This window comes from Thiobaca trueperi, from assembly GCF_004342175.1.
GTDB classification, from domain to species: domain Bacteria; phylum Pseudomonadota; class Gammaproteobacteria; order Chromatiales; family Chromatiaceae; genus Thiobaca; species Thiobaca trueperi.
Map to the genome: position 1 here is coordinate 143,760 of NZ_SMAO01000008.1, position 17,899 is coordinate 161,658.

General features: G+C 63.8%; 16 protein-coding genes. 6 read left to right on the plus strand and 10 right to left on the minus strand.

All coding sequences use genetic code 11. The features are described 5' to 3' along the window. The first annotated feature begins 114 nt into the window (after window positions 1–114). The 3 genes from EDC35_RS14850 to EDC35_RS14860 all read left to right on the plus strand — a co-directional run bounded on the left by EDC35_RS14850 (window position 115) and on the right by EDC35_RS14860 (window position 4,363). Window positions 115–402: a sll1863 family stress response protein gene (locus EDC35_RS14850; protein WP_132978037.1), complete on the plus strand. Its 288-nt coding sequence runs from the start codon at window positions 115–117 to the stop codon at window positions 400–402. Window positions 403–686: 284 nt separating this feature from the next. Next, window positions 687–2,579 (plus strand): vWA domain-containing protein, encoded by a 1,893-nt coding sequence (locus EDC35_RS14855; protein WP_243651694.1) that lies wholly within the window; start codon window positions 687–689, stop codon window positions 2,577–2,579. Next, window positions 2,579–4,363 (plus strand): BatD family protein, encoded by a 1,785-nt coding sequence (locus tag EDC35_RS14860; RefSeq protein ID WP_132978039.1) that lies wholly within the window; start codon window positions 2,579–2,581, stop codon window positions 4,361–4,363. Before EDC35_RS14855 ends, EDC35_RS14860 begins: the two co-directional genes overlap by 1 nt. On the opposite strand, the gene folK is transcribed toward EDC35_RS14860, so the two are convergent. Further along, window positions 4,348–4,854 (minus strand): 2-amino-4-hydroxy-6-hydroxymethyldihydropteridine diphosphokinase, encoded by a 507-nt coding sequence (gene folK / locus EDC35_RS14865; RefSeq protein WP_132978040.1) that lies wholly within the window; start codon window positions 4,852–4,854, stop codon window positions 4,348–4,350. The two genes, EDC35_RS14860 and folK, sit on opposite strands and share 16 nt — an antisense overlap. 59 nt (window positions 4,855–4,913) lie before the next feature. Here folK and EDC35_RS14870 point away from each other — a divergent pair, with 59 nt between their 5' ends. Continuing rightward, a complete protein-coding gene (locus tag EDC35_RS14870; protein ID WP_132978041.1) occupies window positions 4,914–5,534 on the plus strand; it encodes a response regulator transcription factor in 621 nt (206 codons plus the stop codon). A 202-nt stretch (window positions 5,535–5,736) separates the two neighbouring features. Here the strand turns inward: EDC35_RS14870 and EDC35_RS14875 are convergent, their stop codons facing one another. After that, the gene (locus EDC35_RS14875; protein WP_243651695.1) at window positions 5,737–7,419 is read right to left on the minus strand and encodes a methyl-accepting chemotaxis protein; all 1,683 of its coding nucleotides are present in this window, start codon (window positions 7,417–7,419) and stop codon (window positions 5,737–5,739) included. Window positions 7,420–7,917: 498 nt separating this feature from the next. On the opposite strand from EDC35_RS14875, the gene EDC35_RS14880 reads away from it, so the two are divergent. Beyond that, window positions 7,918–9,123, plus strand: a complete 1,206-nt coding sequence (locus EDC35_RS14880; RefSeq protein ID WP_132978042.1) for an ammonium transporter — start codon at window positions 7,918–7,920, stop codon at window positions 9,121–9,123. 225 nt (window positions 9,124–9,348) lie between these two features. Here the strand turns inward: EDC35_RS14880 and EDC35_RS14885 are convergent, their stop codons facing one another. The 5 genes from EDC35_RS14885 to alr form a co-directional block, all read right to left on the minus strand. Beyond that, window positions 9,349–10,539: an alkaline phosphatase family protein gene (locus EDC35_RS14885; protein ID WP_132978043.1), complete on the minus strand. Its 1,191-nt coding sequence runs from the start codon at window positions 10,537–10,539 to the stop codon at window positions 9,349–9,351. Beyond that, window positions 10,530–10,781 carry a hypothetical protein gene (locus EDC35_RS14890; protein WP_132978044.1) on the minus strand — a complete coding sequence of 84 codons (252 nt, stop codon included), beginning with the start codon at window positions 10,779–10,781 and terminating at the stop codon, window positions 10,530–10,532. Before EDC35_RS14890 ends, EDC35_RS14885 begins: the two co-directional genes overlap by 10 nt. 322 nt (window positions 10,782–11,103) lie before the next feature. After that, entirely contained in the window at window positions 11,104–11,853 is a 750-nt protein-coding gene (locus EDC35_RS14900; protein ID WP_132978046.1) for an adenosylcobinamide-GDP ribazoletransferase, read from the minus strand. A gap of 3 nt (window positions 11,854–11,856) precedes the next feature. Then, entirely contained in the window at window positions 11,857–12,918 is a 1,062-nt protein-coding gene (gene cobT, locus EDC35_RS14905) for a nicotinate-nucleotide--dimethylbenzimidazole phosphoribosyltransferase (protein ID WP_132978047.1), read from the minus strand. Further along, complete coding sequence (alr, locus tag EDC35_RS14910; protein ID WP_132978048.1) at window positions 12,915–14,018, minus strand: alanine racemase; 1,104 nt, start codon at window positions 14,016–14,018, stop codon at window positions 12,915–12,917. Before alr ends, cobT begins: the two co-directional genes overlap by 4 nt. A gap of 187 nt (window positions 14,019–14,205) precedes the next feature. Between alr and EDC35_RS14915 the strand changes: the two genes are divergently transcribed. Next, a complete protein-coding gene (locus tag EDC35_RS14915) occupies window positions 14,206–15,456 on the plus strand; it encodes a bifunctional alpha/beta hydrolase/OsmC family protein (RefSeq protein ID WP_132978049.1) in 1,251 nt (416 codons plus the stop codon). On the opposite strand, the gene EDC35_RS14920 is transcribed toward EDC35_RS14915, so the two are convergent. From EDC35_RS14920 to EDC35_RS14930, 3 genes are all read right to left on the minus strand, one after another. Beyond that, window positions 15,432–15,953 carry a type II toxin-antitoxin system YhaV family toxin gene (locus tag EDC35_RS14920; protein WP_132978050.1) on the minus strand — a complete coding sequence of 174 codons (522 nt, stop codon included), beginning with the start codon at window positions 15,951–15,953 and terminating at the stop codon, window positions 15,432–15,434. The two genes, EDC35_RS14915 and EDC35_RS14920, sit on opposite strands and share 25 nt — an antisense overlap. After that, window positions 15,946–16,275 carry a type II toxin-antitoxin system PrlF family antitoxin gene (locus tag EDC35_RS14925; RefSeq protein WP_132978051.1) on the minus strand — a complete coding sequence of 110 codons (330 nt, stop codon included), beginning with the start codon at window positions 16,273–16,275 and terminating at the stop codon, window positions 15,946–15,948. Before EDC35_RS14925 ends, EDC35_RS14920 begins: the two co-directional genes overlap by 8 nt. A 69-nt stretch (window positions 16,276–16,344) precedes the next feature. Continuing rightward, window positions 16,345–17,892 carry a glycosyltransferase family 39 protein gene (locus EDC35_RS14930; protein ID WP_132978052.1) on the minus strand — a complete coding sequence of 516 codons (1,548 nt, stop codon included), beginning with the start codon at window positions 17,890–17,892 and terminating at the stop codon, window positions 16,345–16,347. Window positions 17,893–17,899 lie beyond the last annotated feature (7 nt).

Here is a 17,899-nt window from a genome sequence, read left to right on the forward strand (position 1 = left end):
ACCAGCGTTTTACCTGGCGCGTTTTAAGTGAATGCAGAATTGATGTACACGCCGATTAGGCATCTCCATGCCGACATGCAGTCGGCCTGACAACCCAAAACAGGAACGATCCAAATGATGACCAAAGACGAATATGTTGCGGCGATGAAAACGCGGCTCGACGAATGGAGCGCGGATCTTGATGCCTGGGAGGCCAAAGGGAGTGAGATCAAGGAAGATGCACGAGAGGCCTATCAGGAGCAACTCGCTGCGTTGCGCGTCAAGCGCGAGGAAGGCGCTAAACGGTTGGAGGAAATGAAGGCCGCGAGCGAAAACACCTGGGAGCAGGTCAAGGCCGAAAGCGAGCATGTCTGGGAGGCATTCAAGGATTCGGTGAATACCTTCAAGGGGCATTATAAGTAGACTTGACTTAAGCGGGGCGGGGCGGGGGATTTCACCCCGCCCCGCACCTTTTTGGTTGCAAGCGATGGTGTTCAACCCGTTCCCCGCTCGGTTGGGACGACCCGAATCCAATCCTGCTGTAGATGTCCCGCAGATGTGCGGGCAATCGATGGGTAGGGGCATGTTCGATTGCCACAGCCCGCTCAAAGACATGCCCCCTGTAGCGATTTACTCGGTCAGATCGCTTAAGATTCATAAACTGCTCGAAGATCCGGCAGCCTGAATTTAGAATTGACCGAATGCTCATGCTTCGTCCTCTCTGGCTCCTTGCTCTCCTGCCGCTGGCGCTTCTGCTGTGGGCGCTATGGCGTCGCTCGCGGTCTGATGCCTCGATCTGGAACAGGCTCGTCGATCCGCATCTGCTGCCGCATCTGCTGGTGGGCGAGACCGGCTCGCCGCGCCGCTGGCCGTTGATTCTGCTGGGTGTCGGTTGGCTGCTGCTGGTTCTGGCGCTGGCCGGGCCGGTCTGGGAACGGTTGCCGCAGCCGGTGTTTGCAACGACCAGTCAGCGCGTGATTCTGCTTGATCTTTCCCCCAGTCTGAATGCCGCCGATTTGAAACCCTCCCGTCTGGCGCGAGCGCGTTTCGAGATCCTGGATCTGCTGCGCGTATCGACCGAAGGACAGGTGGCTCTGCTGGCCTTCAGCCCCGAGCCCTTCGTGGTTTCGCCGTTGACTGGCGATGCGAAAACCATCGCCGATCAGGTTCCGCAATTGACGACGGACCTGATTCCGGTCCCCGGCCCGCGTCGCACCGATCTGGCGCTCAGATTCGCCGGCGATCTGCTGGAGCGGGCGGGTGCACGGAACGGCGAGCTGATTCTGGTCACTGATGATGCGGGTAATCTGGCCGGCGCGCTGGAGATGGCGCGTGCGCTTCAGTCCGCCGGGCATCGGCTGTCGGTGCTGGCGGTCGGTACCGCGAAGGGTGCGCCGGTGCCAGCGGCAGGTGGCGGTTTCGTCCAGGATGCCACTGGCGCGATCCAGATCGCGCGGCTCGACCCCGAGCCGCTGCGCGAGCTGGCGCGGGCGGGTGGCGGGCGTTATCTGGAGGCCGAAATCGGCGATGGCGATACCCGGATTCTGACGGCGGGCGGCGCATTGGGCGAGCGGATCGACCAGACCGAACTGGTTGCGGATCAATGGCGCGAGGAAGGCCCATGGCTGCTGCTGATCCTGCTGCCGCTGGCGGCGCTGGCCTTCCGGCGCGGCTGGCTGGTGCCGGTGGTGGCGCTGATTCTGGTTCTGCCGCCGACGCCGGGTCAGGCCGTCGGCTGGTCCGATCTCTGGCAGCGACCCGACCAGCAGGCCGCGCGCGACTTTGCCGCTGGCGACACTCAGGCCGCTGCCGAGCGTTTCCAGGATCCGGCCTGGCAGGCGGCGGCGCGTTATCGGTCGGGCGATTTTCAGGGTGCGCTGGATGCGCTGTCCGGCTTGCAGGGAGCGGAGACGGATTACAATCGTGGCAATGCGCTGGCGCGTCTCGGGCGGCTCGACGAGGCGGTCAAGGCGTATGAACAGGCGTTGCAGCAGGATCCGAATCAGGCCGATGCGCGTCATAATCTGGATCTGGTGCGAAAAACGCTGGAGCAGAAGAGGCCGCCCGAGTCACAGCCGGACCCATCGCAACAGGACGACCCGCAGAAGCAAGGGGAGGGCACGGATCAGTCGCAAAAGGATCAGGAACCGGGCGAGCAGGACAGTCAGGATGGCGCCGACGATCAGGCTGACGGGCAGGGTCAAGGCCAGTCGTCATCGTCCGAGACCCAGGCCAAAGCGGATCAAAATGACCAGGCATCTGAACCGGATACCGGGACGGCGGATCAGCAGCCGGCCCCGTCAGACCATGACGGATCATCACCCGACGCCAGCGATTTCGGTCGGGATGCGCTCAAGCCGGAGCAGACGCCTGACGCACCGCTGGATGCGTCGGGTACAGCCGCAGCCAGTCAAAACGATCAGCCATCGGATGACCAGCCGGATCGACCCGGTGTCGCTCAGTCATCCCTGACGCCCCAGGAGCGTGAACAGCAGGAGGCGATGGAGGCCCAGTTGCGGCGGGTGCCTGACGATCCGGCCGGACTGCTGCGTCAGCGTTTTCTGTTACAACATCTGCGTCGAGAGGGACGGTTGCCGTGATGCCGAAGATTTCCATCCTGAGCCGGGCGCTGCTGCTCTGGCTGCTGCTCGCCAGTGGCTTGGCATGGGCCGCCGCGCCTCAGGTCCAACTGGATCGCAACCGGGTAAGCGCGGGCGAGACCCTGACCCTGCGTCTGACTGCCGATGGCTCGACCACCGGCGAGCCGGATTTCACCCCGCTGGAACAGGATTTCGACATCCTCAGCCGGGGCCAGAGCAAGGTGACGAGCATCGTCAATGGGGTCATCTCCAACACCCGTCAATGGACACTGCAACTGGCGCCCAAACGGATGGGGCGTCTGATGATCCCGGTCATTTCGCTGGGCGCGGAGCAGAGTCAGGCGACTGCGGTTGAAGTCGTCGCAGACGCTGATCGCGACCCGGCTGACGATCCCCGGCCAGTGTTCATGGAGGCCGAAGTCGAACATCAGAATCCTTATGTCCAGCAGTCTTTCGGCTATCGGGTGAAGCTCTATTTTCGCCAGCAACCGCAACAGGCCGCGCTGTCCGACCCGCAGGTCGAAGGCGCAACCGTCCAGCGTGTCGGCGAGGATCATGGCCACGAGCAGGTCATCAATGGCCAGACCTATATCGTGATCGAGCGATCTTATCTGGTGACGCCTCAGCGCAGCGGGCCGCTGACCATTCAGAGCCCGCGTCTGGATGCCGTGATGCCCGAGCCGCGCGCGAGCAGTCAGCGCGACCCCTTTGCAGATCTGGACGAGGCGTTTGGCGGGAGCCTCTTTCAGGGCATGCCGGGCATGGGCAGTCCGGGGCGGCGCCTGGTCGAACGGGCGTCGGATCTGACCCTCCAGATCCGCCCCCGGCCGGATGATGGATCGACCTCCCCCTGGCTGCCGGCGACCTCGGTGCAGCTCTCGGATGAGTGGACGCCGACCCCACCGGTCTTCAAGGTGGGCGAGCCCCTGACCCGCACCCTGACCATCACCGCGCAGGGCGCGACAGCGGCGCAGTTGCCGGATCTGGATCAGGGGATGCTGGATGGCGTCCAGGTCTATCCCGATCAGCCCCACGCCGAGGATCTGTCGGGCGTCGCGGCGCCGACCGCCATCAAGAGTTTCAAGATGGCGCTGGTGCCGACCCGCGCCGGCCCCCTGACCCTCCCCGAGATCCGGCTTGACTGGTGGGATACGATTGACGATGCGCCACGGGTCGCGATCATTCCGGCGCGCGTGGTGGAGGTTGCGCCCGCGCCGGCTGGAACCGCTCCACCGCCGGTTGCGAGCACCGGGCCGGCGGTCACTGCCGCGCCCGAAGCCGCCGCACCCGCTGCACCCAAACCGCCCATGGCGGGACAGCCGGATGCCGGCTGGTGGCCCTGGCTGACGCTGCTGCTGGGGCTGGTCTGGCTGGCGACTCTGGGGTGGTGGCTGCGTGAACGCCGCGCCCGTCAGGCAACGCCCGGCGCGATCACCGTGAAGCCGGAGGAAGCGGACGAGTCGCTGCGCGCCGCCCGCCGTCAGATCGAGCGGGCCTGTCAGGCCGGCGATGCCCGCGCCGCCCGCACCGCACTGATTCGCTGGGGTCAGATCCGCTGGCCTGCGCAGTCGCCGTCGGGGCTTGGCGAACTGGCGGGCCGTCTGGGCGGGGAGGGGATTGATGCGACTCTGAGCACGCTGGATCGCGCCATCTATGCCCCGTCGAGCGAGGTTTGGGATGGCGCAGCGGCCTGGACAGGTCTCGCGCCTTATCTGGATCGGGCGACAGCGGGCGGCTCGCGACAGACCGCCGATCCCCTGCCCGAACTCTATCCACCCGCCTGAGCCGGCAGACGCTCGATGATCTGACGGTAGCGGATTTCGCCCGTCAGTGCGCCGACCGCAAGGCCGCGCTCGGGATGCACGACAGTCGGCGCGATATCGATCAGCGGTATCAGCATGAAGTCCCGCAACAGCAGGCCCGGATGCGGGATGCGCAGACCCGCTTCATCCAGAATGCGATCACCGAAGAGCAGGATGTCCAGATCGATGGTCCGCGGACCATTTTGCAGCGTGCGTACCCGTTCCAGATCCTGCTCGATGGACTGAGTCTCGCGCAGCAGATCGCGCGGCGACAGGCGCGTGGTCAGCCCGACGACCAGATTCACAAAATCCGGTTGCGCCTCGATCCCCCAGGGGCGGGTGCGATACCAGGGGGATTCGACGGACAGCCAGGTGTCGGGGATGGTGCGCAGCCGCTCCAGACAAAGCGTGACGTGGTGCAAAGGATCGAGATTCGAACCGATGGCAAGAAAGGTCTGCGTATTTTTACTCATAGCGCCATGATACCTTGGCCTTCGGAACAGGGTAGGTCGTGTTTGAGGACATTGTGGTCATGACAGACAGACAGAGCGTTTTTCTGGTGGATGACGATCAGGGGATGCGGGATTCGCTGACACTGATTCTGGAACTGGCGGGTTATCGCGTCAGAAGCTTTGCCTCCGCCAGCGATTTTCTGGACGCCCTGGCCCCGGAGGAGCAGGGCTGTCTGCTGCTGGATCAGCACATGCCTGAAATGAGCGGTCTCGATTTGCAGAGCCTGCTTTTGGAGCGCGGCTGTCTCCTGCCGATCATTTTTCTGTCCGCCTTTGGCGATGTGCCGACCACGGTGCGGGCGATCCAGGGTGGGGCAATCGACTTTCTGGAGAAGCCAGCCAGCACTGAAGTCCTGCTTCAGCGCGTGGCCGCCGCGCTGGAAGAGAATGACAGGCGCTGCGCGGAAGCTGCATCGGCAAACGAGATCCTCGACCGCTTCCGCCAGTTGACCCCGCGCGAGCATGCCGTCTTGAAACTGACCACTCAGGGGCTGACCAACAAGGATGTGGCGCGTGAACTCGGGATCAGCCCCCGCACGGTCGAGAATCACCGCGCCCGCATGATGGAAAAGATGGGCGCTGCCAATCTTGCCGAGTTATGCCGTCTGGCAGCGGTCTGCCAGCCGGACGCCGCACCATGAGATGGGCCATCATATTAAACCGCGCTTGGTGCAATATGTGATGCCTTTGGGTTGGATCGACCCTGGCGGCATCGACGACCGTGTGAGCTGGCGCGGTTTAAGATATTAAAAAATATAAAATTTAAACCGCGTCCCCACCAATGGCCGTGGATGCGCCAAACGTCGAACTCACTCGAAACTCAGCTCTCGCTCTGGACGCGGTTTAAGCGCGATAGCCGATCCGAAATCCGCCCCAGTGGCGCCCATTGACATAGACGGGTGCGGAGATGTCGTGAAGAATCTCGCCCGTGTCGCGTCGATAGGTCTGGATCAGAAAGGGCAGCTCATGCGCGCCGCATTGTTTGCCCACCGGATCGTCGAAGCGGCGCTTGGTCCGGTTGTGCAGCATGTCGCGTGCCTCATCGCCGGTCAGCGGCTGTGAAAAACGCTTGTTGTGGGTGGGAACATAGCCGGTGCGGTCACAGCCGATGGCATAGGTGATTTCGGCATTGCGCTCCAGAATCGGTTCCTGGACGCGCGGGAACAGGCGGTCGGTCATGGCATCGAAATCGGTGGAGAATTTGGGTGGTTTGGTATCGGGGATGGGCCGGTAGGTCGGCTCGAACAGCGCCTCCTCGCTCACCTGTCTGGTGGAGATGGCGTGTTCCAGGATCTTCCTCAGCTCGTCGGCAGCCTGCTGCACGATTGCCGGCATGCGGTTATGGACCGCCATCGCCTGGTTGCCTGTCTTACCAAGACGAAAGACCTTGCTGATCTCATGCAGATTGGCGGCCAGACTTTCGAGCCCCTGCGCCTCCTGGAGCGTCTCAGCGGCGCCAGCGGTGTTGCGTTCGATCATGGTCATGATCTCTTGCACATGCTCCAGCACCCGGTCGGCCTCGCGGCTTTGCTGGGCGATGGCGGTGGCGATTTCCTCAATGCGCGCCATGTTCTGTTCCGCGCCCTGGTTGATGCGATCAAGCGAACCGGCCGCCTGTCGGGCCAGATTCGCGCCGGCATGGGCCTGATCGCTGCCGGCGCGGATCGCCACGATGGCTGCGCGGGTTTCGTTCTGGATGGCGGCGATCATGGAGCTGATCTCGCTGGTGGCGGAGGCCGTGCGTTCGGCGAGCTTTCTCACCTCGTCGGCGACCACGGCGAAGCCGCGTCCCTGCTCACCCGCCCGTGCCGCCTCAATGGCGGCATTGAGCGCCAGCAGATTGGTCTGCTCGGCAATCTCGCGGATCACGCTGACGATGCCGCCGATCGCCTGCGAGCGATCTCCCAGCGCGGCGATGACCTGGGCCGACTGTTCGACCGATTCGGCAATGCGGTCGATTTCAGTTGAGGCCGCCGACACCGCCTGCGTTCCTTCATGTGAAAGGTCTCGGGCGTCCTGGGCATTGTCAGCCGTTTTTGTCGCATGATCGGCCACGGCATTGACGCCAGACGTCATCTGCTCAATCACCTGCACCAGGCTCAACGAAGCCTGTCGCTGATCACTCGATCCATCCGCCACATTGCGCGCATGGTCGGCCAGCACATCGGCGGCGTCCGCCACCCGCTGTGCATCGAAGATGACCTTGCCGATGATCCCCTGAAAACTCTCGATGAGCGTATTGAAGCGATCGGCACAGACACCGACCGGACCAGCCGTGACCGGCGCGCGGCGCGAGAGATCGCCGTCCAGGTGCATGGCGTGCAGGGTGGCTCCCAGCTCGACCAGATGACGGCCGACCAGACGTTGCAGGATGAGCGCAGACACCACTGCGACCGCCACGCCGAGCAGTGCATTGCCGGTCAGAATCGGCAGCGACAGCTCGCCCGTCAGTGCCGCAACCGCCACGCTGCCGAAACCAGCCAGGGCGCCGATCATGGCGCCAATCAACCAGAAAATCATAGTCATCACCCGTGCTTCGCGGTTTTGCGCGTTATTGTCGTGATTCGCCAATGCTGTTTGTCATCGGCGATCCCCCCTCATCATAGCGCCCCGCATTTTATCGGGATTGCCTGTCATCACGCCGCTGCTTTTTTCTGGTGTGCGGTTAAACCGCGTCAGCGCGATATGCGTCATTTTCAGTTTGTGTCTGATTCTGGGCAGATCACCGACCTCAGTGGGGACGCGGTTTAAAATTTCATATTATTGAATTGCTTAAACCGCGCCAGTGCCAACAGTGGTCGATTCTGACAAGGCTGACCCAATCCCCAAACATCGCATACCGCACCGGGCGCGGTTTAGTCACATTTCAGTGCGTCATTCTGACCTCCGGGCACCTCAATGGTGCATCGCTCATCCGGGACGCGGATGGCTTCTGGCAGACACTGGCGTCGCTTGCCGCCTTGTCTGCGGGTTGGCGCGATCCATGCTTGGCGCCTCCGTCCATAACGATCAACGAGATGACAGATGGAATCATTGCAGGCAGGTACAGACGTTTTATTCATCCTGATCGGCGCCGTCATGGTGCTGGCCATGCATGCCGGTTTCGCCTTTCTGGAGGTGGGCACGGTGCGGGCCAAGAATCAGGTCAACGCACTGGCGAAGATCATGAGCGATTTCGCCATCTCCACCATCGCGTACTTTTTCGTCGGCTACAGCCTGGCCTACGGGATCGATTTCTTCAGCGGGGCCGAGGCGCTCCAGGAGAAGAACGGCTACTCACTGGTCAAGTTCTTCTTTCTGCTGACCTTTGCGGCAGCCATTCCGGCCATCGTCTCCGGCGGCATCGCCGAGCGTGCGCGCTTTTATCCGCAACTCCTGGCGTCATTCCTGATTGTGGGTCTGCTTTACCCACTGTTTGAGGGCATGACCTGGAACGGCAATTTCGGGATGCAGGGCTTGATCGAGAGCACCTTCGGTGCGCCTTTCCATGACTTCGCCGGCTCCGTGGTGGTGCATGCGGTCGGGGGCTGGATCGCGCTGGCGGCGGTGCTGCTGCTCGGTCCTCGGGCGGGTCGGTATCGCAAGGATGGCGGCATGACTGCGCATCCGCCGTCATCGATCCCCTTTCTCTCGCTGGGCGCCTGGACCCTGACGGTTGGCTGGTTCGGTTTCAATGTGATGTCGGCTCAGACCGTTGAGGCGGTGAGCGGTCTGGTGGCGGTCAATTCGCTGATGGCGATGGTTGGCGGCATCCTCGCCGCGCTGGTCGTGGGTAAAAACGACCCCGGCTTTCTGCACAACGGCCCGCTGGCCGGTCTGGTGGCGGTCTGCGCGGGTTCGGATCTCATGCACCCGCTTGGTGCGCTCATCACGGGCGGCATCGCCGGCGCGCTCTTCGTCTATGCCTTCACCCTGACCCAGAACAAATGGAAGATCGATGACGTGCTCGGTGTCTGGCCATTGCACGGACTCTGCGGTCTCTGGGGCGGTCTCGCCGCCGGGATCTTCGGGCTGAAGGCACTGGGCGGCATGGGCGGCGTCACCCTTACCGCTCAGTTGGCCGGAACCCTGGTCGGGGTACTGGTGGCCTTCGCTGGCGGCTTCGCCGTCTACGGACTCATCAAGCTGACCATCGGCATCCGTCTGACTGAAGAGGCCGAATATCTCGGCGCCGATCTCAGTATCCACAAGATCACGGCGCAGCCTGACTACAATCGCGGCGAGGTTTGAGTTCAGACAGGATTAAACCGCGCCCAGTGCGATATGCGATGTTTGGGGATTGAACCGGCCTTGGCAGAACTGACGACGGTTGGAGCTGGCGCGGTTTAAGATATTCAATAATATGAAATTTTAAACTGCGTCTCCACTGAGGTCGGTGACATCCCCAGGGCTAAACACAAAATGAAAATGACGCATGTCGCTGATCCTGTCAAAAAATGCTGGTGCCTGAGCGTATCAGGCTGTCAGGACGCACAGCGGCACCCGCATTTCGGCTGGATGCAGTCCGCCGTGAACCCCGATCTGGACATGGGGCTCTTCGCTGGGCAGATGGTCGCGGATGACACGATGATCGCGCGGAAGCAGACAGTAATCGCCGATGCGGTCCAGAAAGCGCGGATGCGGCGTGCCGGTCCCGAACAGACCTGATTCCATCAGCTGCCGGCTCGGCAACAGATCGACCTGATCGCCGAGCACCTGAGCGCAGTAGTTCTCGAATCGGCTGGCGCGATCGGCGCGGACGTAGCAGAAAGCGGCGCGCGGCTCCCCGCAGAGCGGCAACAGCAGACAGTCTGCCAGTTCGGGGTGATCGGACAGATCGATGCTGTCTGTCGGCGTGGTATCGATCTGGCCGTGATCGGCGGTGACGATCAGCCGGGTCTCGCTGCCGGCGGCGGCGGTCAGAAAGTCGGTGATCGCCGCTTCGATCTGGGCCAGATGCGCCACGGCGGCAGCGCTTTCCATGCCCTGCTGGTGACCGATGCTGTCCAGTTGCGGCCAGTAGAGATAAAGATATTGGGGTTCTGTCCGATGTCGCCGGCCCCAGCGATGCGTGCTGGAGCGCAGTGCGCGCAGGGTCTGGCGAAACAGATCCTGAAGACCATCGAAGGCGAGGATCTCGGCGCGTCCGCGATGGGCCAGATTGAAGTCCGAGCGGGCGATGAAATGGGGCGAAACGATGACGCCCCGCGTGGCGATGCGATCGAAAACCGATGTGTGGCCAAAGAGCGCGACGGGATCGATGCCAGCGCGGCGATAGGAGACACCGCCATATCTCGGGACGCCGGGAAGCACGGTCATCACGCAGCCCAGCTCGCGGAAATAGGTATGCCAGCCGGTCAGCCCGTGCTGAAGCGGGGCGTCGCCGGTGAGATACGTGGGGATGGCCGCCGCCGTCGTGGAAGGAAAGACCGAGGTGATGTCCCCGCGTCGCGCACGATTGAGGATGCCATCGGGCGAATGTCGCGCCAGCCAGTCGGCACCCAGTCCATCGATCACCAGCAGGATGAGGTTGGTCGTCTGTGCCAGCTCTGCGACCGGCAGCCGATCCAGCGCGGGATATGCAGACCGCCCGCCACGCGCCTGGATGAGACTGCTCATCAGGTTGACGATTCCGCCCCCCTGGTAATCGGGTCGGGTCAGTTCCATTCGCTTGATGCCTGCGTCGGCCAGCCCTGCACCAGTCGATAGCCATGCAGCCGGCGGCGTCTGTCGATGGCCCGGATACGGTCGATGCCGGCCTCGTAGGAGGGAACGCCGGTCTTGCGCACGCCGCCCTGGCGCGTATCGAGTGAACCCCAACTGGAAACGAGCGTCCAGTCCCCGAACAGATCCTCAACCAGTTGAGCCTGGTAATAACGTGCCTTCTCGGTTTGGATCCAGCGATACATGGTCCAACTCTCCTGGCGTCACCATTGGTCGGACGCCATCAGCTTGCGGTCGAGCCCGGCCCGCTGTGCCGCATGCGTATTGATCGGGTCGGCGGCAGATTTGGCGCGGCATACACACCGGGCCTTTCGTTTTCTGGAGATTATCAGCAATCTCAATCGCTTGCCATGAAATAACGCAGATTTTCCGGCTTTCTGACGCTCGTCTGAGAACGCGGACAGGTGCGCGCAGCCAGATCGGCGCCCGCTTGAGCATCGCGCTGGCTTGGATTAAAAGTAATTAAAAACAAAGGCTTGGTTTTTGATAATGCGGCGGGCGCGCCAATCAGGCGCCGATTGGAAGGGCGCAAACCAGCACCAGCAGGGTTTCGGTGATTTCGACCAGTGCGCCGGCTGTATCGCCGGTGAATCCGCCGAGCCGCTGGAGCATGGTCCGTCTGGCGAGTGCAAAGATGATCAGGGTCGCGGCGACCAGCGCGAGACCGTACCAGCCAGCCATCGCCAGACAGCCGCTCCAGGCGATGAGCGTCGCGATCCAGGCCCTGCGGCGCGGCAGCCAGTTGAATGGATCGGCGGCCATGCCTTCTTTGCGTGCATAGGGCGCGGTCAGCAGCAAAAGCGGTAATTGTGCCCGCGCCAGGAGCGGGATCCAGAGCAGCAGCCAGGGATCGCCCTGAGCGATCAGCGCCTGGAGTCCAGCCCATTTGGCGATCAGCGCCAGACTGATCGCCGCCACCCCCATGGGTCCGCTGCGTGGATCCTTCATGATCTCCAGGGTGCGTTCGCGGCTCGCCAGTCCGCCGACCCAGGCATCCAGGGTGTCGGCGAGTCCGTCCAGGTGCAGGGCGCCGGTGGACCAGACCCAGAGAATCAGCACCAGCGCCGCTGCAACGCCGGGGTTCGTGCCCTGGAGCCCCCAGGCAAGGCTGGCGATCAGACCGCCCAGCACCAGACCGATGAAGGGATACCAGGGCACCGCCCGGCCCGCCTCGGCAGGCGCGGTCAGTCCCGAATCGGGGAAGGGCAGCCGGGTCAGAAAACGCCCGGCGATCCAGAGTGGACGCAGATCGAGCATGATTCAGTCCCCGCTTGCGCTCACGCCGGCCTCGGCAAAGGTCGCCATCTTCGCATGGACGGCACAGGCGAGACGCAGCAGCGGGACGGCCGCCGCCGCACCGCTGCCCTCGCCGAGACGCAGCCCGAGATCGAGCAGCGGATCGGCGTCGAGCGCCTGCATCATGAGCCGGTGTCCGGGCTCCGCCGAGCCATGCGAGAAGAGCATCCAGCCGCGCGTTGCGGGTTGCAGACGCACGGCGGCGAGCGCGGCGGCGGTGATGATGAAACCATCCACCAGGATCGGCAGACCCCGTTGCGCGGCGGTGATGAAGGCGCCCACGGTGGCGGCGATATCGAAGCCACCGAGTCGTCCCAGCAGGTCGAGCGGTGTGCATCCGGACGTGGCGTGCAGCGCAAGCGCCTTCTCGATCGCCTGGGTCTTGCGGGCGATCCCGGCGGGATCCAGACCGGTTCCCGGCCCCACCAGCGTACCGGGCGCGATCCCCAGCAGGGCGCAGGCCAGGGCGGTGGCCGGGGTGGTGTTGGCGATCCCCATCTCGCCGCAGATCAGGAGTCCGGCCCCCTGGTCGAGCGCCTGCTCGACAGCGGCACGGCCCAGATTCAGCGCGCCTGCAAGCTGGCTTGCGGTCATTGCCGGTTCGCGGGCGATGTTGCCAGTGCCGGGCCCGAGACGTGCCGCGCGCACGCCGGCAACCGGGCCGGGGTCGGTGGCGATGCCCAGATCGAAGATCTCCATGCGGGCGCCAAGTGCATCGGCCATGACCGAGATGGCCGCGCCGCCACGGGCGATGTTGTGCAGCATCTGGAGGGTGACGGCCTGCGGAAAGGCCGACACGCCCTCCGCCGCGACCCCATGATCCGAGACGAATTGCAGGATCTGCACCGGATCGACCGATGGGGTCGCGGTGCCCTGCATGCCGGCCAGCCGGATCGCCAGCTCTTCCAGCCGACCCAGCGAGCCACGCGGTTTGGTGAGCTGATCCTGCCGCTGTCGCGCCGCCTCGGCGGCGATGTCGTCCAGCGGGCGACAGGGGGCATTGAGCCAGGACAGGATGCTGGTCATGACGCCACCCCATTGGTCAGGGAATGATGGAAGAGTGGCACGCGACGACTGATGCCGGTGAAGAGCTGATAGGCGATGGTGTCGCTTGACTCGGCGACCTCATGGGCCGAAATGGTCGTACCCCAGAGTTCGACCGGATCGCCAGGGCGGGCGTCCGGCAGCTCGGTCAGATCCAGGGTGATCATGTCCATCGACACCCGCCCGATGAGTCGGGTGCGCTGTCCATTGACCGCAACCGGGGTGCCGTCACAGGCATGGCGCGGGTAGCCATCGGCATAGCCGATGGCGGCGACGCCGACACGGGTCGGTCGCTCGCAGACGAAACGCCCGCCATAGCCGACCGGCTCGCCGGGCTGGAGGTCGCGTACCGAGATGAGCGCGGATTCGAGCGTCATCGCCGGTTGCAGGCCCACCGGATGCGCGTCGGGGAGCGGCGAGAGTCCATAGAGCATGATGCCGGGGCGGATCCAGTCGCCGTGCGTCTGAGGCCAGGCCAGAATGCCCGCCGAATTGGCGAGACTGCGGGGCAGCGCAAGTCCTGCAAGCCCCTGCTCGAAGACCGCGATCTGGTGCGCGGTGTAGGGGTGTTCCGGCTCGTCGGCCCGCGCGAAATGGCTCATCGCGACGATCTTGCCGACATGGGGGCAGGCGGCGAGCCGGGCATGGGACGCGGCGAAGTCGTCCGGCGCAAGGCCCACGCGGTGCATCCCCGAATCCATCTTGAGCCAGCAGATCAGCGGACGCGACGGACGCGACGCCAGCACCCACTCCAGTTGCTCACGGCAGTGAACCGCCATCCACAACCCGGCCTGATCGACCACCGCGATCTCGTCCGGGTGAAAGACGCCTTCGAGCAGCAGGATGGGGTTGTGGATGCCGGATTCGCGCAGTTCCAGCGCCTCATCGACACAGGCCACGGCAAAGCCGTCGGCCTCGTCGGTGAGCGCCTGCGCCAGCGCGACCGCGCCATGGCCATAGCCGTTGGCCTTGATGACGGCGAGCGCGCGCGCCGGGGACGCCAGATGTTTGGCCTGACGATAGTTGTGACGCACCGCATCGAGATGGATGCGGGCGCGGAGCGGACGGGCGAGCGATTTCATGGTGACTCTGAGATGACGGGGAGTGGGAGCAGGTCTTTGATTTAGACAGGATTAACAGGATTAAACAAGATTGAAAACAAAGGTTTGAAAAATCCTGTTAATCCTGTCAAAAGTGATACCGCTTGGCGTCCTTTGCGGTTCAAATACACTCTATTATGATCGCCCAACCAACACCGGGGAAATTGGAATGTCACGCATCAAGCTCGAATTCCCGAACGCAGAGGGTCAGACCCTCGTGGGTTTGCTGGAGACCCCGCCGGAGCGGGTCACGACCGCCCGTTATGCGCTCTTCGCTCACTGCTTCACATGCAGCAAGGATATCGCCGCCGCCAGCCGTATCAGCCGCGCCCTGGCTGCGCGCGGGATCGCGGTGCTGCGCTTCGATTTCACCGGGCTGGGTAACAGCGACGGCGATTTCGCCAATACCAATTTCTCGTCCAACGTCGCGGACCTGCTGGCCGCCGCGCGCAAGCTGGAACAGGACTTTCAGGCGCCGGCGCTGCTGATCGGTCACAGTCTGGGCGGCGCGGCGGTACTGGCGGCTGCGCCGCAACTGCCGTCGGTGGAGGCGGTCGTGACCATCGGTGCGCCCGCGACCGCCGCCCATGTGCAGCATCTGTTCAGCGGGGCGCGCGGACTGCTGGAGGAAACCGGCGAGGCCGAGGTCAAGATCGGTCTGCGCCGCTTCCGCATCCGCCAGCAACTGCTGGACGATCTGGATCAGTATGTCTCGGCGGATCATATCCGTCATCTGAATCGCGCCCTGCTGGTCTTTCACTCGCCGCTCGACACCATTGTCTCCATCGACGAGGCAGCCAAGATCTATCAGGCGGCCCGCCATCCCAAGAGCTTCATTTCGCTCGACAACGCCGATCACATGTTGAGCAATCGTGAGGATGCCGAATATGTGGCCGAGACGCTGGTGGCCTGGGCCAGCCGTTATCTGGGGCTGGGACGCCACGGTTTCGAGCCAAGTACCGGCACCGCGCCCAAGGTCCAGCCGGGCGAGGTGCTGGTCACCGAGATCGATACCCGCTTTCTGCGCGGACTCTATACCGACCGTCATCAATGGCTGGCTGACGAGCCGCGTGCGGTCGGCGGTTCGGATCTTGGTCCTTCGCCCTACGATCTGCTGCTGATGGCGCTCGGCGCCTGCACTTCCATGACGCTGCGGATGTACGCCAATCATAAGGGTCTGTCACTCGACGATGTTGAGGTCCGTCTGACGCATGAGCGGGTCTATGCCGAGGATTGCGGCGATGGCGAGCCCAAAGGGGGCAAGGTCGAACGCATCATCCGGCGGCTCAACATCCACGGCGACCTCAGCCCGGCGGAACGCGCCCGTCTGCTGGAAATCGCCGACCGCTGCCCGGTGCATCGCACGCTGGAGTCGGTCCCGGTGATTTTGACCCGCTATGAGGAGGACGGGCCGGTGTAAGCGCCCGCAATCGCTTGCATGCGCGCTGTGCAGGCGTGCGCCTCGACCAGAAGCTGATCCCAATCGTCTGGCGGATGTCCGCTGTCCAGCATGTGACGAAAGATCCGATAGGCGTCATCGTCGCGCTCGTAGGCGCGTTTGGTGTCTTCGTCGTTCACCCAGGCGTAGACGATCATCCTGCTCGGCGCGTGATAGCGGAAGAACAGACGGTATTGCTGAAAAAACTTGGCGCGGAACCAGTGTCGGCGTGCATCGCCAAGGGTGTTTCCCTGCCGGTACTCGACGCGCGTCGGGTCTTGCGGGATGACCTCAAACGCCAGTCTGGCGGTGGCTGCCAGCCGCTTGCTTGCATTCTTCTTCACATAACCGACCGGATCCTTCAGCTTGAGTGCTTCGACCTGCCGGATCAGCGTTTCAAGCTGCTCAAGAAACAGGGGATGGGCGAAGATCGTCCAGCCATTGACGATCAACGGCAACAGGCGGTTGTGTTCACTCATCGTCTGCCGACAGGGGCCGGTCGAGATCCACGTCCACGCCATCAGTCAGCGACTGGATACGTTGTAACAGATGGGGGTCGAACATTTGGATGCGCTCGGGATGGCTCGCCATGTCGTCGGCCAGAAAACGCAAGAATTGCGAGAGGACGGGGTCATGATCCTCAGCTTGAGCGGCCCGCGTGATGACAACCTCACCGTCGGCGAGGATGGTGTAATGGATTCTGTCACGCTTGCCCAATTTGAGCGCGCGGCGAACGCTCTCCGGGACAGTGGTCTGATAACGGTCGGTGAGCGTCGATTCAGCGTCAAGCATGGCGGGCATGGCTTTTCCAGTGAATGGAGTCGTGGATTGCATACATCCTAGTGCTGACACGCAGACAATGCAATTGCATTACAGGATCCGGGGCACATAGCGGTAGAGATGCCACACATGCAGCGGATGCCGACAGGGCGCGGTCGCGGCTGCCTGCAAGGACGAACCCAGACAGTCGAACAGGGTGCGCCGGGTGTCGGCGGTGAAGCCGGCGATGTCAGGCGGTGCGCCGAAACGGCTGACCAGCCAGAAGGGCTCGTTCACGGCTTCCGGCGTGATGCGCGGGGCGATCCGGCCCCGTAGATATTCGGACGGACGGGTGAGACCGGGCCACTGGCTGGTGTGCAGATCCGGGCGATAGAAGCGCAGCATGGCGGTGGTCTGATAGCGGTCGGCATAGACCGGCGGTTCCAGTTCGCCGACCGCCTGCGCCAGCTCGGCGAAGCCATGCGTCTCGCGCAGGATGCGGTTCTGGCTGTCGGGCAGCGGCAGCAGGCCGGTGGCGGCATGGATGGCGTAGAGACTGACCAGCAGCAGATTGGCGGCAACCGCCGCCAGCGCCCAGCCCCACACCCGCCGCAGCCAGATGGCGGCCAGCGGCGCGGCGGCGAGCAGATACATGACCGGCCAGTTGGCTTCGACTTCGCTCGTCAATGACACAAGAGCGAAAAAGCCCAGCGGAAACAGGGTCGCGGCGATCAGCAGCTCGCGCGCCGGTCGCGACAGACTGGATGCAGCCGCCGTCTTCGGTATGGATTCAGTTCGACCCGCCAGCCAGGGCGCCAGCAGCAGCGGCACCGCGATCAGTCCCCAGAACCCCAGTTGAGTCGCCACATAGCCGAGCAGACTGGTGAGTCGCTCGCCCGGTGACTGCGGGCCTGAATGCTCGATGGTCTCGGCGGTCGCCGCAAGCAGCGGGCCGGCATCGGTGGCGAAACCATGACCGAACTGAAAGCGCATGGTCAGCCAGTCATGCTGCGCGTTCCAGAGGATGTTCGGTGCGAACACCAGCAGCGCCGCCAGCGCCCCCAGATAGGGCCAGGGCGTGCGCAGCGCACGCGGGTCGGCGCGCAGGATGGCCCACAGGAACACCGGGCCGATCAGCACCATGGTGTATTTGCCGAGCAGACCCAGGCCGACCGCCGCCCCCGCCGTCAGCCAGCGTCGGCGATCCCCGGCCAGGGCGCGCTCGCCTTCGTGCAGCGCCAGCGCCCAGGCCAGCGCGAGCGCGGTATCCGGGGTGGTGATGACACCGCCGGCGAGTCCCGGCAGGGTCGCGAAGACCAGAATCAGCGCGAGCCCCAGATCGCGCCGGTCGGTCAGCCCGCCGTGACGATAGAAACGGGCGAGCACCCAGAGCGTGAGCAGTCCGGCGAGGAGTCCACCGAGGCGGGCCATGAAGGCCGATCCCGGCTCCAGCAGGGTCGTGATCCCGAGCAGTGCGACCCCTGGCGGGTGGTCGAAATAACCCCAGGCCAGACTGCGCGCCCAGTCGAAATAATAGGCTTCGTCCTGCGTCACTGGCAGCAGCGCGGCGATGGCCAGCCGCCAGGCGGCCATGACGGCGATCAGGAGCAGCAGCAGAAGCCGCCAGGGATGTGCGGAAGCGATGAGGTTGTGGGGCATGCGGGCC

Coding starts and splice junctions, on each gene's coding strand:
- EDC35_RS14880 (WP_132978042.1), top strand. CDS start 7,918: ATGGAATCATTGCAGGCAGGTACAGACGTTTTATTCATCCTGATCGGC.
- alr (WP_132978048.1), bottom strand. CDS start 14,018: ATGAAATCGCTCGCCCGTCCGCTCCGCGCCCGCATCCATCTCGATGCG.
- folK (WP_132978040.1), bottom strand. CDS start 4,854: ATGAGTAAAAATACGCAGACCTTTCTTGCCATCGGTTCGAATCTCGAT.
- EDC35_RS14915 (WP_132978049.1), top strand. CDS start 14,206: ATGTCACGCATCAAGCTCGAATTCCCGAACGCAGAGGGTCAGACCCTC.
- EDC35_RS14860 (WP_132978039.1), top strand. CDS start 2,579: ATGCCGAAGATTTCCATCCTGAGCCGGGCGCTGCTGCTCTGGCTGCTG.
- cobT (WP_132978047.1), bottom strand. CDS start 12,918: ATGACCAGCATCCTGTCCTGGCTCAATGCCCCCTGTCGCCCGCTGGAC.
- EDC35_RS14920 (WP_132978050.1), bottom strand. CDS start 15,953: ATGAGTGAACACAACCGCCTGTTGCCGTTGATCGTCAATGGCTGGACG.
- EDC35_RS14900 (WP_132978046.1), bottom strand. CDS start 11,853: ATGCTCGATCTGCGTCCACTCTGGATCGCCGGGCGTTTTCTGACCCGG.
- EDC35_RS14930 (WP_132978052.1), bottom strand. CDS start 17,892: ATGCCCCACAACCTCATCGCTTCCGCACATCCCTGGCGGCTTCTGCTG.
- EDC35_RS14925 (WP_132978051.1), bottom strand. CDS start 16,275: ATGCCCGCCATGCTTGACGCTGAATCGACGCTCACCGACCGTTATCAG.
- EDC35_RS14870 (WP_132978041.1), top strand. CDS start 4,914: ATGACAGACAGACAGAGCGTTTTTCTGGTGGATGACGATCAGGGGATG.
- EDC35_RS14855 (WP_243651694.1), top strand. CDS start 687: ATGCTTCGTCCTCTCTGGCTCCTTGCTCTCCTGCCGCTGGCGCTTCTG.
- EDC35_RS14890 (WP_132978044.1), bottom strand. CDS start 10,781: ATGTATCGCTGGATCCAAACCGAGAAGGCACGTTATTACCAGGCTCAA.
- EDC35_RS14875 (WP_243651695.1), bottom strand. CDS start 7,419: ATGACTATGATTTTCTGGTTGATTGGCGCCATGATCGGCGCCCTGGCT.
- EDC35_RS14885 (WP_132978043.1), bottom strand. CDS start 10,539: ATGGAACTGACCCGACCCGATTACCAGGGGGGCGGAATCGTCAACCTG.
- EDC35_RS14850 (WP_132978037.1), top strand. CDS start 115: ATGATGACCAAAGACGAATATGTTGCGGCGATGAAAACGCGGCTCGAC.